The sequence below is a fragment of the Actinoplanes lutulentus genome (assembly GCF_003259845.1).
Lineage (GTDB): Bacteria > Actinomycetota > Actinomycetes > Mycobacteriales > Micromonosporaceae > Actinoplanes > Actinoplanes lutulentus.
Genome location: NZ_QLMJ01000002.1, coordinates 413,538 through 431,932, shown reverse-complemented (window position 1 = coordinate 431,932; position 18,395 = coordinate 413,538). Strand labels below are relative to the sequence as shown.

The following is an 18,395-nucleotide window of genomic DNA, read 5'->3' as shown; positions in this document are numbered from 1 at the left end:
GTCTATTGAGGTGCGCCCAGATCGTCCAGGGCCTTGGTGGCTCCTCGGTGGACCGGCACCGGGTCGGTGGCGCGGGCGGTGGTCAGGCTGAGTTCCTTGGCGGCGGCGTTGGCCTGTTCGAGCTGGGTCTTGCGGTCGAAGAGGGTCTTGGTCAGGACGCAGGCGACGTCCGGGTCGAAGTCCTCGCGGACCAGCAGGACGTTCGGCACCACGATCGTCTTCACGTCGGCCGGTGTCTTGTAGGTGGCGGCCGGGATCGAGCCCTCCTGGTACACCTCGTTGATCTTCTGCATCTCCGGCAGCAGCGGGGTGATGTCGAGGAACTCGACCTTGTCCGCCGACGTGGTGAGCAGGTCGGTGATGCCCGGCGTGGGCAGGCCGCCGGACCAGAACAGCGCGTCGATCGTGCCGTCCTTCATCCCGTCGACGGTTTTCGTGAGGTCCAGCTTCTGGGCGCTCACGTCGGACTCCGGCGTGAGCCCGGCGGCGGTCAGGATCCGGTTCGCGATCACCTCGGTGCCGGACTTCGGCGAGCCGGTGGAGACTCGCTTGCCCTTCATCCCGGCGACGTCGGTGATGCCGGCGCCCTTGCGGACGATCACCTGCGTGTAGTTGGTGTGGATCCGGGCCAGTGCGGCGACCGGCTGCTTGCTGGTGAAGCTGCCGGTGCCGTTCACCGCGTTCGCGGCCGTGTCGGCCAGGGAGAACGCCACGTCGTAGGTGCCGGCGACCAGCTGCTGGATGTTCTGCACCGAGGCGCCGGTCTCCGAGGCGGTCGCCTGCACGTTGCCGCCCGCGGCGTTGATCTGCTCGGCGTACGCGTTACCGAGCGCGAAGTAGACACCCGTGGCATTGCCGGTCGCGATGCCGATCCGGGTGGACTGGCCGACCTCACAGGTGACGTCACCACCGGTGTCGGTGGCGGCGCTGTCCTGTTTACCGCCACAGGCCGCAGCAGCTGCCACCAGGGCGGCGACCGCGGTGATGCCCACAATCCTTCTCATGAACTCCTCCGAGGAATCGGGTCGGATAAATCGGAAATGCCGGGAGCAGCCTCCGCAATGACCGGATCGCGGCGCCCGAGCGCTGCCAGCACGACGGCCAGCGCCAGCACGCCCACGCCGATGCCCACCGCGACCGGCTCCAGATAGAGCAGCAACAACCCCGCCACAGCGGCCAGCACCCGGGATACCACCCCGGCCGGCCCCACCCCGAGCACCCATCCCCCGGTGGCGACGGCCAGGCCGAAAACCGCGAGCGCCGCCACCGCCGTGGTCCACAGCACCCCCACCACCGACCCGCGGGCCAGCAGATGCTCCCCGTTGTCGGTCAGCACGAACGCGATCGGCGCGAGGAACGCCGGCAGCGCGTACTTCAGCGCCTGCCACATCGTCGGGATCGCGCGGCCGCCGGTGATCGCGCTGGCGCCCACCGCCGCCAGAGCCGTCGGCGGGGTGACCTCGGAGAGCACCGAGTAGTAGAAGACGAACATCGCGGCGGCCGGCGCCGGCACACCCAGCGTCAGCAGCGCCGGCCCGATGATCACCCAGCCGATGATGAAGCTGGCGGTGACCGGCACGGCGAGGCCTAGCAGCGCCAGGGCGAACGCCGCCAGCACCACGGTCAGCCCGAGCACCACTGTCGGGTTGTCGCTGACCGCCTGTGCCGCGTTGACCAGCAGCGACGCCAGCTGGGCGCCGAGGCCGGTCTTCGTGGTGGTCGCCGTGATGATGCCGGCGGCGGCGCAGACCGCGACGACCGGCAGCACACTGCGCACCCCGGCGGCGAGTGCCTCGAACGCCCGGCGCGGGGTGAGCCAGGTCTGCCGGTCCAGGAACGACAGCGCCCCGGCGAGGAGGGTCGCGTAGACCACCGAGCGGGTCGCCGACTCGCCGAGCGCGAGCAGCACCACGATCAGCACGAGCGACGAGAAGTGGTAACCGAAGCGACCGAGCAGCCGCCAGGCGCTCGCCCCCGAATAGGAAAGAGGCCGCACCCCGAACCGCCGCACGTCGATCTCGACAGCGAGCAGAATGCCCAGGTAGTACAGGACCGTCGGGATCATCGCCCAGCCGAGGACGGTCAGGTACGAGACGTTCAGATATTCGGCCACGATGAACGCGGCCGCCCCGAGCGTCGGCGGTGACAGGATCGCGCCGACCCCGGCGGCGGCCAGCATCCCGCCGGCCTGCTCACGGGGGTACCCGGCCTTGCGGAGCATCGGCCAGGTGACCGCTCCGACGCTGACCGCGGTGGCCGTACCCGATCCGGAGACCGTGCCGAGCAGGAAGCCGGCGGCTACCGCGGTGCGCCCCGCCGCGCTGCGTGACCTGCGGAAAGCGGCGACCGACAGATCGACGAAGAAGCGGCTCGCACCGGAGAGGTCGAGCACCGCGCCGTAGATCGTGAACAGCACGATGTAGGTCGCCGCCACGTCCAGCGGCGTGCCGTAGAAGCCACTGCCCGAGTTGTAGAGCGCGTCCACGATCTGCGCGAAGTCGAGTCCGGCATGCGCGACGGGCCAGTGCTGGGGTAGCAGGCCGCCGTAATACGCGTACCCAAGGAAGATCGCGCAGACGACGGGGAGTGCCCACCCGGTGGTCCTGCGGCAGGCCTCGACGACGAGAAGGAGGAGAACGGCGCCGAAGGCGACGTCGACGGGTTCGAGCAGACCCTGCCGGTCGAGGAAGGCGTTGTACCCGCCGGTGAACGGATTCACCGGATAAAGGCAGACGATCAAAGTCAGCCCAGCCAGGACCAGGTCGATCCAGGTGGGGCCACTTCCTCTTTTTTCAAAACCTGATGAGTACGCGAGGAAGACGAGCGGCAGCGTGCCGGCCAGAAAAATGATCAGGTAGAACTGGCTCCCCTGGGCGAGCGGGCGGAACACCTGGGCGAGCACGAGCAGGGCGACACCGAAGGCGACGATCGAGACGAAGGCGCCGATCCGGCCGGTCAGCGCACGGGCGGGCCGTTCCTCCTCGTCGTAATGAACTTCAATAGATCGATCAACGCCCATGAAACGGAGAGTACTATGTCCGTTCCGATCTGTAACGACCGCTAACGACTGATCTCGAACCTCCGCACCGCGCCGGTCAGTTCGTCGGCCATGCCCGCGAGCTCGTGTGCCGCCGCCCGGGAACCCCGCAGCCCGGAGGTGGTCGCCTGCGCGGCGTCGGCCACCTCGCTGATGTTGCGGGCGATCTCCTCGGCGCCGCCGGCCGCCTCGGTGACGCTGCGGCTGATCTCGCCGGCCGTCGCGGTCTGCTCTTCGACAGCGGACGCGATCGTGGTCTGGTAATCGCTGATCCGCACGATCACCTCGGAGATCCGTTCGATCGCGGCAACCGCGCTCGACGTGTCGCCCTGGATCTCCTGGACCCGCTGGCTGATCGTCTCGGTCGCCTTCGCGGTCTCCTGCGCCAGCTCCTTGACCTCACCGGCCACCACGGCGAAGCCCTTGCCCAGCTCACCGGCGCGAGCGGCCTCGATCGTCGCGTTCAGCGCGAGCAGGTTGGTCTGCTCGGCGATCTGGTTGATCACCTTGACGATGTTGCCGATCTCGTTCGACGACTCACCCAGTTTCGCCACGATGCCGCTGGTCTCCTGCGCCACCGTGACGGCCTCGCTGGCGACGCCGGCCGCGTCCGAGGCGTTCGTGGCGATCTCCCGGATCGACACGCCCATCTCCTCGGCGGCCGCGCTCAGCGTGTTCACGTGCCGCGCCACGTCCTCGGCGGCCTGCTGCGCGGCGGCCGCCCGGTCCGACGCCGTCGCCGCCCCGCCGGCCAGGTTGTCGTTTACGGCGTTCAGGTTCCGGGACGAGTCGAGGACGGTCGCGGCGCTCCCGTTGATCACCGTGACGGCGTCCCGCATGCTCGTGGTCGCCTGCCGCAGCGCCACCGCCATCTGCCCCACCTCGTCGCGGCTGTGCACGTCGGCGTCCCGGGTGAGGTCACCGGCGGCGACAGCTTTGAGGACTTCGGTCACCCTGCGTACGGGTCCGACCAGCGCCCGCACCGCGAGCAGTGCCACACCGAGACCGATCAGCAGGCCCAGCACACCGATCACGAGAACCTGGGTGGTCACCGAGCCCTTCGCGTCGGAGACCTCCTGGATGGCGGCGGCCGCCTGCTCGGCGTGCTCGGTCTCCAGCGTGGCGAACTGCTCGTCGACGTCGGTGAAGACCGTCGTCCCCTCGTTCCATCCGGTCCAGAACCCGGGCAGGTTGCTCGTGGACGCGGCCGGCAGCATCACGTCGTCGCGGAGCTGGATGAACTTCTCGTAGTTGGCCCGCAGCTCGGTGTTCAGCTCCGCGTCGGCGGCCAGCGGCGTGTAGTCGTCCCAGGTCGCCGCGACCTCCGCGTCCAGGTCGGCCACCTGCGCGGTGATCTTCTCCCGGTACGCGGCGCCGGACATGAAGTAGTTCAGCGTGAACATCCGGGTCCGCAGCACGTCCTGATGCAGGCTGGCGAGCAGCTGGATCGGTGTCACCCCGTGCTCGTACACGACCTTGGACTTGGTCTCGACGGTCCGCAACCCACCCACGGCGATACCGATGACCGCGGCGCAGGCGATCGCGACGGCCACGACCGAAGTGAGCACTTTGACCGCCATAGGCAGGTCGGCAAGACGCTGCCACGGCGAGCGAGACATGTTCCGGTCCCTTTCCTGGCAGCCACTCCTCCCCACCCCCTGGTTCGGCACCGGCCGGACCTCACTGAGCCCCTGAGGTGACAGCTTTTCCATCGGACGACTTGTACGCTGGAAGGTACTTCGGGAGGTACAAGATGAAAGTCATGACGATCAGTGAGGTCCGGCGTAGTCTCGCCGCCGTGGTCGATGCGGTCATCGACGATGCCGAGGAGACCGTCATCCCCCGCGGCGGAGGGCGAGCAGTCGTCATCGTTTCGCTGGATGAGTGGAACGCCATGAAGGAAACGCTGCGGTTGCTCGGCACTCCGGGCCAGGCCCGCCGCCTGTTGGAGAGCATCGCCCAGGCCGACGCCGGCCTCACCCATGAACACGACCTGACCGACCCCGACACCATGCTCGACAAGACGAACGGCGAGACGAAGGCCGTGGCGTGAGGCTGAGCGTGCGCTTCACCCCGGGCCGGCGGCAGGTGGGCTGCCGCCGGCCGGGCGGTCAGTGCTCGGTGGCGGTGTAGCGGGGCTGGACGTCAACGGCGTCGATCTCCAGGAGCTGGTTGTCGACGGTGGTGAGGCGGGTACGGGAGTCGGCCGGGACGTGCACCGGGGAGCCCGCCGCCAGGGGCAGCAGGTGGAGGGTGACCTCGGCGCTGGGGTGGTAACCCACGTCGGTGAGGTTGACCAGCCAGCGGGAGCCGTCCCAGAAGCGGTCGGTCACGGTGCGGCCGTCGATGCGCAGCTCGCCGATGTCGCCGGCCCAGTCGATGCGCAGCAGCGCGTCGGCGGAGGGTTCGGCGGCCCAGGCCGGCAGGGTCAGGCGGTACACCGCGGCCAGCTCGTCGAAGACATCCGGAGCGGGCGCGGACGGGCGGCCGTCGTGCTTGCCGTAACTGTTCGGGACCGCCGTGGCCGCCGGGCGCACCAGCTCGGCGGTCACCACCGGTGAGACCGGGCCGGACACCGTCACGGACGGGAGCATGTCCCGGTCACGGAACGCGTGGGTGGCCGGGTCGTATACGCGTACCCACGGGGTCTCCGCGGCCTTGACCCGCACCTTGCCGGAAGCGTCCCACTGGAGCTCGTCGGCGGAGAGGAGCAGGCGGCGAGCCGGCTGCTCGACCACCCAGGCCGATCCGGCCGTCCCGGCCGGGAGGACGAGGACGTCGAGAGATCCGAAACGGACAGGGGTGAAGCCCGGCTCGACGATGACGGGCGCCGAGCCGGCGAGCGCGACCTCCGCCGGGATGCCCGCTTCGGCGATCAGCACCAGTGTCGGGACGGATCCGGGCAGCAGGGTGAGCGCGGTCGCGGTGGCCCAGGCGATCGTGGTGTCGCCGACGGCCAGGTTGACCGGCCAGCGGGCGAGGGTGCCGGACGGGATGTCGATGGGCGTCGACGGGAATTCGAGAACCTCGCCGCCGTCCAGCTCGACCCGGAAACGGGCCTGTTCATGAACGGACAGCGGGAAGTGCGGCTGATGCCAGGCGACGAAGAGGAAGCCGGACCGGCCGTCGCTGCGCAGCGCCCAGCGCAGGGTCTCGCCGTCCTCGACGCCGGTGGGGCGGATCGCGGGCAGGCTGGACGGCATCTCGGCGAGCCGGTCGCCGAACGCGGCGAGGAACGCGTGCTGGCGGCGCAGCTCGGCGTGGCTGCCGGCCAGCACACCGGCCTCGCCGATCGGCGCGTGGAAGTCGTATCCGAGGCGCGGGATGTCGTTGGGGTACCCGGTCGCGTGTGATTCCTGCATGCCGTGCTCGCCGGGCGGGTTGGTGCCGCCGGTGTACATGTAGTAGCCCTGCCAGGCCGACCCGTTACCGATCTTGCAGTGCGCGATGGCGGCGACGTCGAGCGCCTCCGGGCGCGGGCGGCGGTGGTACGCGGTCGCCATCCCACCGGCGAGCTCGCAGGTCGCGGCCGGGAAGAGCTCCGACGGGGTACGCGGACCGCCGGACGCCGCCTCGATCGCCTGTGCCCGCCGGACGTCCGCGCCGATGCCCGCGTCGTCCCAGACGTGCGAGAAGAAGTAGTGGTCCCGGAACGTGGGATCCCAGGGCGCGTCGGCGTCGACCCAGAAGCCGTCGCCGTAACCGCCGTACAGCGGCAGCACCTCGGTCTCCGGCAGGTCGGCGCCGCCCCACGCGGTGGCCGTCCAGATCGGCGCGCTCATCCCGGCCTCACGGGCCATCCGCTTGAGCGTGACGAGGTGTTGTGGCTGGTCGTAGAGCTCGTTCTCCAGCTGGATGCCGAGAACGGTGTGCATCTTTCCGTCGAGAGCGGCACCGATCTGACCGAACCATTCACGGACAAGTTCGAGGTACGCCGGGTCGTCGGTGCGATGCCGGACCGGCGCCTGCTGCACCCAGTCCGGGAAGCCGCCGTTGCGGCTCTCGCCGTGCACCCACGGGCCGATCCGCAGCACCACCTCGAGGCCGGTCTCGATCGCCAGGTCGACGAATGCGGCCACGTCCAGGTCGCCTTCGAAGCTCACCTGGTCACGGTGCTCGGCGTGGTGCAGCCAGAAGATGTAGCTGGCCACCACGGTCACGCCGCCGGCCTTCATCTGACGCAGGCGCTCGGCCCAGCGGTGCCGGGGAATCCGGCTGTAGTGCACCTCGCCGGAGACCGGGATCAGCGGCACGCCGTCGCGGGACAGATAGCGATTCGTCAGTGCGAGACCGGGTCGTACGTCCTCGTCGTTGGCCATCCGCGGCCGGCTCAGCGGCGTCGTCCAACCCTGGTGGCGGACGGAGAGCGGCTCTGGCCACCTCGTTGATTCAGTGGTCACGAGAACCCCTCCTCGAAATTTGACTGTAACCGGTCACAGCCCGGCGAGCCCGAACGATACACAGCCTCGACAGCCTAAAAGCAAGGGCTTGACACATGGCCGTAACACCAGCACTGTAACCGGTCACAGGCTCCTTACCGAGACGCTCACCACTCGGACGGACCCGTCAACGGCTTCCCGTTACCGGCCAAGCCGATCAAGGAGGATCGATGAAGACTAAATACGCCCCGCTCATGGCGGCTCTGACCGCAGCGGCTTTGTTCACCGGCACCGCATGCAGCAGCTCCGACTCCGCGGAGGAGGTCAACCCCGACGAGAAGGTCGCGCTGACCTACTGGACCTGGACCCCGAACATGGACAAGGTGGTCGCGGCCTGGAACTCCGCGAACCCCAACATCCAGATCACGGTCAACAAGCAGGACGGCGGCGACCCGGCCGTCACCAAGCTGCTGACCGCGATCAAGGCCGGCAGCGGCGCGCCGGACATCATGCAGGCCGAGTACCAGAAGATCCCCACCCTGGTCTCCTCGGACGCGATCGCCGACATCGCCGGCGAAGTCGGCTCGCTGAAGGACAAGTTCCCGGAGGGTTCCTGGAACGGTGTCACGCTCGGCTCGGAGGCCGTCTACGGCGTCCCGCAGGACTCCGGCCCGCTGATGTTCTTCTACCGCTCGGACGTCTTCGAGAAGAACGGCCTCGCGGCTCCCAAGACCTGGGACGACTACGCGGCAGCCGCCGAGAAGATCCACAAGGCGGACGCGAAGCAGTACATCGGCACCTTCTCCGCCACTGACGCGGGCCTGTTCACCGGCCTCGCCCAGCAGGCCGGCGCCTCCTGGTGGGGTGTGAACGGCGACGCCTGGAGCGTCAACATCAACGACGCCGCCACCCAGAAGGTCGCCTCGTACTGGGGTGGCCTGGTCGAGAAGGGTGTCGTCGACAACAAGCCGATGTACACCCCGGAGTGGAACGCCGCTCTGAACGACGGCACCCAGGTCGGCTGGGTCAGCGCCGTGTGGGCGCCGGGCGTGCTTGAGGGCAGCGCCAAGGACACCAAGGGCAAGTGGAAAGCGGCGCCGATGCCGCAGTGGGACGCCGCCAGCCCGGCGACCGGCAACTGGGGTGGTTCCGCCACGAGCGTGACGACCCAGACCAAGCACAAGGCGCAGGCCGCGAAGTTCATCGCGTGGCTCAACAGCGACCCCGCCGCGTTGAAGCTGCTGGCCACCGACGCCAACATCTACCCGGCCGCGAACGACGCCACCAGCGTCCTGACCACGCCGCCGGCGTTCTTCTCGGACCAGGCGGACTACTACACGATCGCCGCCGAGGCCGCGAAGGCGACGAAGCCGTTCACCTACGGCCCGAACGTCAACGTCGCGTACAGCGCGTTCAACGACGCCTTCGGCAAGGCCGCCGAGTCGAAGAAGGCCGCCGCCTTCACCGAGTCGCTCGCGACCATCCAGCAGACCACCGTCGACGACCTGAAGAACACCGGCTTCAACGTCGCTGGATGAGTCCTCCCGGGCGGGTCTCCGGAGTTTAGAAGGCCCGCCCGGGCCTCATGGAGAAAGGTTCGGCGATGTCGCTGATCATTGATAAGCCTGCCGCCCCGGCGCGCCAGGTCCCGGCGAAGGCCGCCAAGCGCCCGGCCAAGCGCTCCGGCACCCCCTACGCCTTCCTCGCCCCGGCGATGATCCTCTTCACCCTTTTCCTCGCCGCGCCGATCTTCTACGCCGGTTACCTGAGCCTGCGCAAGGTGCAGGTCAGCGGGCTGGGGCTGGGCGCGAAGTCACGGACCGAGGTGTGGGCCGGGCTGAGCAACTACGCCCGCTCGCTCACCGACCCGGACTTCCTGCCGAGTGTGCTGCGCGTCGGGGCGTACGGACTGATCGTCGTGCCCACGATGCTCGGCCTGGCACTGCTCATGGCGCTGCTGCTGGACGCCGCCCGCACCCGGGAGTCGATCAGCAAGTTCGCCCGCATTTCGATCTTCCTTCCGTACGCGGTGCCGGCCGTCGTCGCCTCGCTGCTCTGGGGCTTCCTCTACCTGCCCCGGGTCAGCCCGATCACCGATCTGTTCGAGGCCGTCGGCATCACCGCGCCGAACCTGCTCTCCAGCGACCTGACGCTCTGGGCGGTGGCGAACATCGCGATCTGGGGCGGCACCGGCTTCAACATGATCGTCATCTACACCGCGTTACGGGCGGTCCCGACCAGCCTGTACGAGTCAGCCCGGATCGACGGCGCGTCGGACTTCACCATCGCGTGGCGCATCAAGATCCCGATCGTGATGCCCTCGCTGGTCATGACGTTCGTGTTCTCGCTGATCGCCACACTTCAGGTCTTCGCCGAGCCGATGACCCTGCGGCCGCTCGCTAACACGATCTCCACGACGTGGACGCCGCTCATGAAGGTGTACCGGGACGCCTTCACCCGCAACGACATCTATGCGGCCGCCGCCACCTCGGTGATCATCGCGCTCGCCACGTTCATCGTGTCCTTCGGCTTCCTGAAGCTCGTCGGCCGGCGCGCGTTCAACCAGGAAGACTGACGATGACAACGATGACCGCCAAGAAGCAGAATCGCAGCACGCTTGCCACCACGCTGCTGATTCTCGGTGCCGCGTACTGCCTGCTCCCCGTTCTCTGGGTGCTGATCGCCTCCAGCAAGAGCGCCGGCGAGCTGTTCTCGACGTTCACCCTCGCCCCCAGCACCCACCTGTGGGACAACATCGTCGACCTGAACAACTACCGCGACGGCCTGTACTGGCGCTGGATGGCGAACACCGCTTTGTACGCCGGTGTCGGCGCCGCCGTCTCGACGCTGATCTCGGCGATGGCCGGGTTCGCGCTCGCCAAGTTCGAGTTCCGCGGCAAGAGCTTCGTCTTCAACGTGATCCTCGCCGGCGTCCTGGTGCCCGGCGTCATCCTGGCCATCCCGCAGTACCTGCTGCTGGCGAAGGTCGGCATGACCAACACGTACTGGGCGGTGCTGCTGCCCAGCTTCATCAGCCCGTACGGCATCTACCTGGCCCGGATCTTCGCGGCCGCGGCGGTGCCGACCGAGATCCTGGAGGCGTCCCGCATCGACGGGGCCGGCGACTGGCGTACGTTCGCCCGGGTCGTGCTGCCGATGATGCGTACCGGCCTGGTGACCGTCTTCCTGTTCCAGTTCGTGGCGGTCTGGAACAACTTCATGCTGCCGTACATCATGCTCGGCGACGACAAGCTGTACCCGATCACGGTCGGCCTCAACGGGCTGCTCAACCAGGGCGCCAACCAGCCGGCCATGTACACCTCGGTGGTCACTGGCGCGCTGCTCTCGATCATCCCGCTGATCGCGCTGTTCCTGGCGCTGCAGCGCTACTGGCAGGTCGACCTGGCCGCCGGCGGGGTCAAGGCGTAGCTATGATCCCGAACGTGCAGTCGCGTAAACGCCCCACCATCCGCGACGTCGCTCGCGAGGCCGGGGTGTCCTACGCGACGGTGTCCCGGGTGCTCAACGGGCGCGACTGGGTCAGCCCGGAAGCGGTCCGCGCGGTCAACGACGCCATCACCAGGACCGGTTACACAACGAACCAGCACGCCCGCTCGCTGGCCACCGGGCGATCCGGGTCGATCGCGTTCCTGCTCACCGAGCCGCAGCACCTGCTCTTCGAGGACCCGAACTTCTCGGTGCTGCTGCGTGGGGTGGCGCAGGCCCTCTCCGACCGGGAACTGACGCTGATCCTGATGATCGCGTCGACGCCCGAGGAGCGGAACCGGACCATCACGTTCCTCTCCGGCGGCCACGTCGACGGGGTGCTGCTGGTCTCCCCGCACTCCGGTGACCCGCTGCTCAAGCAGCTGGTGCAGGCCGAGGTGCCGATCGTGGCGTGCGGGCAGGTGCTCGGCTTCGAGGACACGATCAGCTCGGTCTCGGCGGACGACTGGGGTGGCGCCCGCAGCGCGGTCGAGCACCTGCTCGCCGCCGGGTGCCGCCGGATCGCCACGATCACCGGGCCGCAGGACACGTTCGGCGGGGTGTTCCGGCTGCGCGGTTACAAGGACGCGCTGACCGCGGCGGGTATCGAGGTCGACCCCGCCCTGATCGTGCACGGGGACTGGAGCCGGGAGAGCGGTGCGGCTGGTATGCGTACCCTGCTCGATCGTCTCCCGGACGTGGACGCGGTGTTCGCCGCGTCCGACGCGATGGCGTCGGCGACCCTGCCGGTGCTGCGCGAGCACGGCCGGGACGTTCCCGGCGACGTCCGGATCGTCGGCTTCGACGACTCCGGGCTGGCGGCCACCACCGAGCCGCCGCTCACGACCGTCCGGCATCCGCTGGAACGGATCAGCGAGGAGATGGTCCGGCTGCTCACCGATGTGATCGCCGGCCGTACCCCGCTCTCGATCACCGTGCCGACCAGCCTGGTGATCCGCTCCTCCTCACCTGCCTGAGTTCTTACTCGGGCTCCCCGGCGGGGCCGGCCTCGGTTTTCCCCCATGTACCGCGACCGGCCCCGCGCTCCACTGGAAACACGCACCCCCATTTCGCCCCTTTTGTCCACAAAGGAGTGTCATGAGATCCGTCCTCGCGATCGTCGCCGTCCTCGCGGCGATCCTCACCCCCGCACCCGCGTCAGCGCATACCTCGGGCAAAGGCCCGGAACTCACCATGCGCGGCGCCGACGTCTCGACCCTTCCCCGCTCCCTGGAGCTCGGCGCGAAGTTCTACGACTTCCGCGGCCGGCGCGACAACGTGTACGACATCCTGAAGCAGGCCGGCGTGAACTACGCCCGGCTGCGCATCTGGAACGACCCGACCAGCGGGTACAGCAACAAGGAGCAGGTGCTCAAGCAGGCGAGGGCGATCAAGGCCAAGGGCCTGAAGCTGCTGATCGACTTCCACTACTCGGACACCTGGGCCGACCCGGGCAAGCAGTTCATCCCGGGCGCCTGGGAGGGCCACGACCTCCCGCAGCTCCAGAAGGACGTCTACGACTACACCTACGACGTCTGCACCTCGCTCAAGCGGCAGGGCACGACGCCGGACAGCGTGCAGGTGGGCAACGAGATCAACGTCGGCATGCTGTGGCCGGTCGGATACGTCGCCAACAGCGACTTCGCCCCGGTGGCGAGCCTGCTCAACGCCGGTTACGACGCCACCAAGGCCTGCAACCGGAAGACCCAGGTCCTGGTGCACACCGCCAACGCCGGCAACATCGGCGCCGCCCACTGGTTCTACGACGGCATCACCGCGGCCGGCGCGAAGTGGGACATCACCGCGCTCTCCTACTACTGCATGTGGCACGGCAGCCTGGACAACCTGGCGACCGTGATCACCGACGTGAAGACCCGGTACAGCAAGCCGGTCGTCATCGCCGAGACGGCGTATCCGTACACCACCGAGAACTACGACCACCTGGAGAACATCATCCTGTCGCCGGCACCGTGCGACGACATCCCGGCCACCCAGAAGGGCCAGGCACAGGAGTTCTCCGCGGTGCAGGACACGGCCCGTGCCGCCGGGGCGCTCGGCGTCTTCTACTGGGAACCCACCTGGACCGCGATCGACGGCAACGGCTGGGACACCGAGGACATCGAGAACTCGGGCAACGCCTGGGAGAACATGGCGACCTTCGACGACAACGGCCGCATCAACCCCTACATCCGCTGGGAGAAGTGATGCGCGCCCTTCGAGCGATCCTCATCGCGGCGGTCCTGATCGCCTTCACTCCCAGTCCCGCCCAGGCGGCCTCCATGACGATGCTCGGCGCTGACGTCTCCTCGCTGCAGCGCAGCCTCGACCTCGGCGCGAAGTACTACAAGAACGGCACCGCCACCGACCCGTACGACATCCTCAAGGGTGCCGGCGCCAACTACATGCGGCTGCGCGTGTGGAACAACCCGGCCAGCGGTTACAACAACAAGGCCAAGGTCCTCCAGCAGGCGAAAGCGATCAAGGCCAAGGGCCTGAAGCTGCTGATCGACTTCCACTACTCGGACACCTGGGCCGACCCGGGCAAGCAGTACCCGCCGGTGGCCTGGGCCTCGCACTCGCTCACCCAGCTGCAGACCGACGTCTACAACTACACCTACGACGTCTGCACCTCGCTCAAGGCGCAGGGCACCACGCCGGACAGCGTGCAGATCGGCAACGAGATCAACGTCGGCATGCTCTGGCCGCGCGGACAGATCGTGAGCAGCAACTTCACGCCGCTCGCGTCGCTGCTGAAGCAGGGTTACAACGCCACCAAGGCCTGCAACAGCTCCACCCAGGTCATGATCCACACGGCGAACTCGGACAGCCTCACGAACGCCCGCTGGTTCTACGACGGCATCAAGGCGGCCGGCGTCACGTGGGACATCACCGCGCTCTCCTACTACTGCATGTGGCACGGGACGCTGGCGAACCTCTACAACGTGATCACCGATCTGCGTACCCGCTATGCCAAGCCGGTCGTGGTCGCCGAGACCGCGTACCAATTCACCTCGGCCGACGCCGACAGTGAGAAGAACTCGATCCCGGGCACCGTGCTCTGCGACAGCATCCCGTCCACCTTCGCGGGCCAGGCCCAGCAGTTCAGCTGGGTGCAGAACACCGCTCGCAACGCCGGCGCCATCGGCGTCTTCTACTGGGAACCCACCTGGTATGCCATCAAGGGCAACGGCTGGGATCCCGCCAACATCAACGGCACCGGCGACGGCTGGGACAACATGGCCACCTTCGACTGGACCGGCAACGTCAACCCCAACCTCACCTGGACCCCGTAACTCACTCCCATGACGCCCGGTCCGGCTCCCCGCCGGACCGGGCTCCTTGCTGGGGTACGCGCAAAGAGCCGCACATCCACGAAGTGGGCGCGATACGTTACGGTGCCGAGTCATGGTCAGCATCGATACGACAGACACCGGCCAGGACTGGCGACCCGCGGGCCAGGGCCGGCGGCGACTGGACACGATCACGGCGTCCGCGATCGTGCTCACCGCGAATGCCATCATCCTGCTGGCGATCGCGGTGGTCGGCGTACCGTTCATGCTCTTCTTCTTCGCCGACGAGACCGAGACCTGGCAGCGCCTCTGGCCCCTGGTGGCCTCGCTCACCGGCGCCCTCGCGCTGGGCGCGCTCAACGCGGTGGCGACGGTACGGTTCGCCCGCCGCCCGTCTGATCCGCCTCGCATCGCGGACGGCGTGGCAGCCCTGGCGACAGCGGCAGCCGCAGCGATCCTGCTGACGGCAACCCCCGGCGTGGCCATGCTGGCGGCCCCGTTCGCCCTGGTCAACGTGGCGGCGGCCTGGATCCTGTTCCGAGCCGCTTATGCCCAGCCCGCAGCCGCATCCACGCTCGCCGAGTTCCCTGACCACGTCCCGGCCTTCGACTTCGACGAGGAAGCCGCCGTCGATTTGGACAAGGACGCTGTCGCCGACCTCGACGAGAACGCCACCGTCGAAGAGCGCTCGCCGGCTCCCGGGGAGAGCTCGTCGGCTTACGAGGATCTGGCCCCCGGAGTCCCGGCCCCGGACGCCCCGGCGGCCTCCGAGCTTGCGCCGGCCCGGTTCACGCCGCACAGCGATGCCCTGACCGCGGGCCGTTTCCACTCCCCGGCGGCTGCCCGGCGGCGGCTGCGGAGTCAGGCAGCGATGCTGACGCTGGCCGGCACCAGGCTCCCGAGCCGAGCCACCCGCCCCCGCAAGCCCTGACCCCGCCGAACGCGCAGGGCTGAGTTACCCCTCCAGCAGGCCGTGTCGGGCCATCACCTCTGCCCGGCGGCGGGCGTTCACCACGCGGACGCGGCGGGGCAGGAACAACACGTCGGCCAGTGTCCACACGCCCAGGCCACCCAGGGTGAAGAGCATCGCCACCGAGCGGCCCGTGTCGCCCAGGTAGAACCTGTGGCCGCCCAGCAACCCTGTCAAACACCACAGGACCACCGCCACCTTCAGGTCCTTCCGCACCGAGGCGGACTCCGACTCGGCGCGGAGCAGGCGGTACTTGATCGGGTCGCTCACCGGCGCAACGATAGCGAGACGCGTACCCATGCGGGAGAGGCCGCCACCCGGGAAGGGTGACGGCCTCTCTCAAGGGTGAGTCAGACGAACCAGGCGCGTCAGACGGAGCTGGGTTCGTCGATCGGGGCCGGAGCCGAGGCCGAGGCCGGAGTCGATGCCGGGGAAGCAGCCGGGGCTGGGGCCTTGCGCTCCAGAGCGGCGCCCTCCACGTCGAGTTCCGGCAGCCAGCGCAGCCACGCCGGCAGCCACCACGCGGAACGGCCGAGCAGCGCGAGCGCCGCCGGGACCAGGACCATCCGCACGATGAACGCGTCGAACGCGATGCCCACCGCCAGCGCGAACGCGATCGGCTTGATCGTGTCGTTGCCCTCGGGGACGAAGGCGGCGAAGACCGCGAACATGATGGTGGCGGCGGCTACCACGACCGGGGCGGCCTGGCGGAAGCCGGTGACGATGGCGTCGCGGGGTGAGGCGCCGTGGGCGTGCGCCTCGTGCATGCGGGCGACCAGGAAGACCTGGTAGTCCATCGCGAGGCCGAACAGGATGCCGACGATGATGATCGGCGCGAGGCTCAGGATCGGACCGGTGGAGCCCGCGTTCACCAGAGAAGCGGCCCAGCCCCACTGGAAGACCGCGACCGTGGCGCCGAACGCGGCGCCGATGGTGAGCAGGAAGCCGAGTACGCCGACGACCGGCACCAGAATCGACCGGAAGACCAGCACCAGCAGGACGAACGCGAGGCCGACGACGAGCGCGAGGTACACCGGGAGCGCGTCGTTCAGCTTCTGCGAGACGTCGATGCTGACCGCGGTGTTGCCGGTGACGTAGACCTCGGCGCCGTCGGCGTCCGGGACCGTGTCACGGATGGCGTTGACCAGGTCGATCGTCTTCTGATCCTCGGGGCCGGAGCCCGGGATGATCGTGATGAGGGCGGCCGACTGGTCCTGGCTGGGCTGGGCCGGGGTGGCGAGAGCGACGTCCGGCAGAGCGGCGACCTGCTTCTGCACGGTGGCCGCGTAACCGACCGCGTTGGGTCCGTCGACCAGAACCAGCAGCGGGCTGCTCACGCCGGGGCCGAAGCGGCTGTCCATGATCGCCTGAGCCTTGGCCTGGGTGCTGCCCTCGGCGGCGCGCTGGTTCAGCGTGGTCTGCATCGAGAAGAACGGGATCGCGATGATGGCGAGGACCGCGACGGCCAGGACCAGGCTGAGGGTGCGCTTCGTGGTGACGAGCCGCGCCCAACCGGCGATGAAGCCACGCCCGACCGGAATCTCGTCCCCCGCAGAGCCGCCGGCAATCTCGCGCTGCTTGCGCGGCAGCGCACGAACCCCGACGAACCCGAGGATCGCCGGCACCAGCGTGATCGCCACGAGCACCGCGATCACGATCGTCGCGGCGGCGGCCAGGCCCATTTCGGTGAGGAACGGGATGCCGACGATCGACAGCCCGGCCAGCGCGATCACGACGGTGAGGCCGGCCGTGACGACCGCCGAGCCCGCGGAGCCGACGGCCATCGCGGCGGCGGGTTCGACCGCCAGGCCGCGGCGCAACTCGTGCCGGAACCGGGTGATGATGAACAGGGCGTAGTCGATGCCGACGGCCAGGCCCAGCATCACCGCCAGGATCGGGGTGGTCGACTGGAGGTCGACGAAGCCGGTCAGGGTGACGATGCCGGCCGCGCCGATGCCGACGCCGACGATCGCGGTCAGCAGGTTCATGCCGGCGGCGACCAGCGAGCCGTACGTCAGGGCCAGCACGAGCAGGGCGACGACGACACCGAGGATCTCCGAGGCGCCACCGATGTCGGCCGGGTTGCTCAGCGCCTCACCGTCGGCCTCGACGGTCAGGCCGAGCGACCGGGCCTGCTCGACCTTGGCGATGATGGATTCGCGCTGCTCATCGGTGACCTCGGACGGCTGCACGCCGAACGTGATCGAGGCGTACGCCGCGGTCTGGTCCCGGGACACCGCCGGGTTGGCCTTGTCGAGGGGATTGCTCACCCCGACGACGCCGGGCACCGTGCCGAGGTCGGTGACCGCCTTGGCGATCTGCGCGGCGTTCTCCGGCGCGGTCACGGTCTCGCCGGCGGGGGCTTCGAACACCACCTGCACGGTGGCGCCGGCCGACGCCGCGCCGTACTTCTCGGTCATCAGGTCCAGGGCCTTTGTCGACTCCTGGCCGGGGATGCTGAAGGTGTTGGCCGTGGTCCCGGAGAGAGTGGCCGCTCCGACCCCGACGGCCACCAGGGCCAGCAGCCACACCAACGTGACGATGATCCTGTGGCGTACCGACGCCAACCCGAGGCGATGCAACAACGTTGCCATGAGGGGATCCCTAATTTCTCAGTGTGTGACGGAGGGGTGGCCGAGAGCGTTACAGCCGACCTCGACGAGGCCGGCCATCGCGTCGGGGCTGAGCACGTCACGCAGGGCCACACTGGCCACCGCGATCGCGCCGAGCGCGCCGACCTTGCGCAGAGCCCGGGGCGGGTCGCAGAGGAACTCCTCGCCGAAGGCCGCGGTGATGGCCTCGCCGATCTCCCTCAACGCCTGCCCCATCTCGCTCTCCGGTTCGCTGACCAGGGAGGAGAGGAGCAGAGCGACGACACCCGGCTGGGCGAGCGCGAGCTGGGCCACGGCCGTGATCACGGCGCGGTCCCGCTCCGGCCCCACCGGCAGGTCCGACACACCGGTGGCGATGTCACGGACCTGGTTGACGCAGCGCTCGATGACCGCGTGCTGCAGGGCTTCCTTGTTGGGGAAGCGGTGCAGCAGGCCGGTCTTCGAGTAGCCCACCGTGTCGGCGATGCGCTGGATCGACGTCTCCCTGAATCCGTGGCGGGCGAAGAGGCTGGCCGCGGCGTCGAGGATCTCGTCGTCGATCTGCTGTCGGGTGGGACGGGGCATAGGACCACCGTAGACCGGAATGGACCAGGACGGTCCGTCAAGGACCGTGTTGGTCCC

15 protein-coding genes are annotated in these 18,395 nt (G+C 68.8%); 8 read left to right on the top strand and 7 right to left on the bottom strand.

Features of this window, described 5'->3' with window-relative positions; translation table 11 throughout:
- Positions 1–2 precede the first annotated feature (2 nt).
- From B0I29_RS05360 to B0I29_RS05350, 3 genes are read right to left on the bottom strand one after another with little or no spacing between them, the layout of a single operon-like run.
- Entirely contained in the window at positions 3–1,004 is a 1,002-nt protein-coding gene (locus tag B0I29_RS05360) for a TAXI family TRAP transporter solute-binding subunit (RefSeq protein WP_111647711.1), read from the bottom strand.
- Complete coding sequence (locus B0I29_RS05355; RefSeq protein WP_111647710.1) at positions 1,001–3,019, bottom strand: TRAP transporter permease; 2,019 nt, start codon at positions 3,017–3,019, stop codon at positions 1,001–1,003. The genes B0I29_RS05360 and B0I29_RS05355 overlap by 4 nt, the downstream gene beginning before the upstream one ends.
- Positions 3,020–3,060: 41 nt before the next feature.
- The gene (locus B0I29_RS05350) at positions 3,061–4,656 is read right to left on the bottom strand and encodes a methyl-accepting chemotaxis protein (protein ID WP_111647709.1); all 1,596 of its coding nucleotides are present in this window, start codon (positions 4,654–4,656) and stop codon (positions 3,061–3,063) included.
- Between the two features lie 143 nt (positions 4,657–4,799).
- Here B0I29_RS05350 and B0I29_RS05345 point away from each other — a divergent pair, with 143 nt between their 5' ends.
- On the top strand, positions 4,800–5,090 hold the full coding sequence (locus tag B0I29_RS05345) for a type II toxin-antitoxin system Phd/YefM family antitoxin (RefSeq protein ID WP_220091279.1): 291 nt from the start codon (positions 4,800–4,802) through the stop codon (positions 5,088–5,090).
- A 58-nt stretch (positions 5,091–5,148) separates the two neighbouring features.
- Here the strand turns inward: B0I29_RS05345 and B0I29_RS05340 are convergent, their stop codons facing one another.
- Entirely contained in the window at positions 5,149–7,437 is a 2,289-nt protein-coding gene (locus tag B0I29_RS05340; RefSeq protein ID WP_245972248.1) for a beta-galactosidase, read from the bottom strand.
- A 209-nt stretch (positions 7,438–7,646) separates the two neighbouring features.
- On the opposite strand from B0I29_RS05340, the gene B0I29_RS05335 reads away from it, so the two are divergent.
- From B0I29_RS05335 to B0I29_RS05305, 7 genes are all read left to right on the top strand, one after another.
- A complete protein-coding gene (locus B0I29_RS05335) occupies positions 7,647–8,954 on the top strand; it encodes an ABC transporter substrate-binding protein (protein ID WP_111647706.1) in 1,308 nt (435 codons plus the stop codon).
- 65 nt (positions 8,955–9,019) lie between these two features.
- Positions 9,020–9,991, top strand: a complete 972-nt coding sequence (locus B0I29_RS05330) for a carbohydrate ABC transporter permease (protein WP_111648014.1) — start codon at positions 9,020–9,022, stop codon at positions 9,989–9,991.
- A 2-nt stretch (positions 9,992–9,993) separates the two neighbouring features.
- On the top strand, positions 9,994–10,845 hold the full coding sequence (locus B0I29_RS05325; protein WP_245972246.1) for a carbohydrate ABC transporter permease: 852 nt from the start codon (positions 9,994–9,996) through the stop codon (positions 10,843–10,845).
- A gap of 14 nt (positions 10,846–10,859) precedes the next feature.
- The gene (locus tag B0I29_RS05320; RefSeq protein WP_245972245.1) at positions 10,860–11,879 is read left to right on the top strand and encodes a LacI family DNA-binding transcriptional regulator; all 1,020 of its coding nucleotides are present in this window, start codon (positions 10,860–10,862) and stop codon (positions 11,877–11,879) included.
- 121 nt (positions 11,880–12,000) lie between these two features.
- Entirely contained in the window at positions 12,001–13,107 is a 1,107-nt protein-coding gene (locus B0I29_RS05315; RefSeq protein ID WP_111647704.1) for a glycoside hydrolase family 53 protein, read from the top strand.
- Positions 13,107–14,195 (top strand): glycoside hydrolase family 53 protein, encoded by a 1,089-nt coding sequence (locus B0I29_RS05310; protein ID WP_111647703.1) that lies wholly within the window; start codon positions 13,107–13,109, stop codon positions 14,193–14,195. The genes B0I29_RS05315 and B0I29_RS05310 overlap by 1 nt, the downstream gene beginning before the upstream one ends.
- Before the next feature lie 112 nt (positions 14,196–14,307).
- A complete protein-coding gene (locus B0I29_RS05305) occupies positions 14,308–15,123 on the top strand; it encodes a hypothetical protein (RefSeq protein ID WP_111647702.1) in 816 nt (271 codons plus the stop codon).
- 24 nt (positions 15,124–15,147) lie between these two features.
- On the opposite strand, the gene B0I29_RS05300 is transcribed toward B0I29_RS05305, so the two are convergent.
- The 3 genes from B0I29_RS05300 to B0I29_RS05290 all read right to left on the bottom strand — a co-directional run bounded on the left by B0I29_RS05300 (position 15,148) and on the right by B0I29_RS05290 (position 18,338).
- Entirely contained in the window at positions 15,148–15,432 is a 285-nt protein-coding gene (locus B0I29_RS05300; RefSeq protein WP_245972243.1) for a TM2 domain-containing protein, read from the bottom strand.
- 98 nt (positions 15,433–15,530) lie between these two features.
- A complete protein-coding gene (locus B0I29_RS05295; RefSeq protein WP_111647700.1) occupies positions 15,531–17,756 on the bottom strand; it encodes an MMPL family transporter in 2,226 nt (741 codons plus the stop codon).
- An 18-nt stretch (positions 17,757–17,774) separates the two neighbouring features.
- Positions 17,775–18,338, bottom strand: a complete 564-nt coding sequence (locus tag B0I29_RS05290; RefSeq protein ID WP_111647699.1) for a TetR/AcrR family transcriptional regulator — start codon at positions 18,336–18,338, stop codon at positions 17,775–17,777.
- Positions 18,339–18,395: the final 57 nt, after the last annotated feature.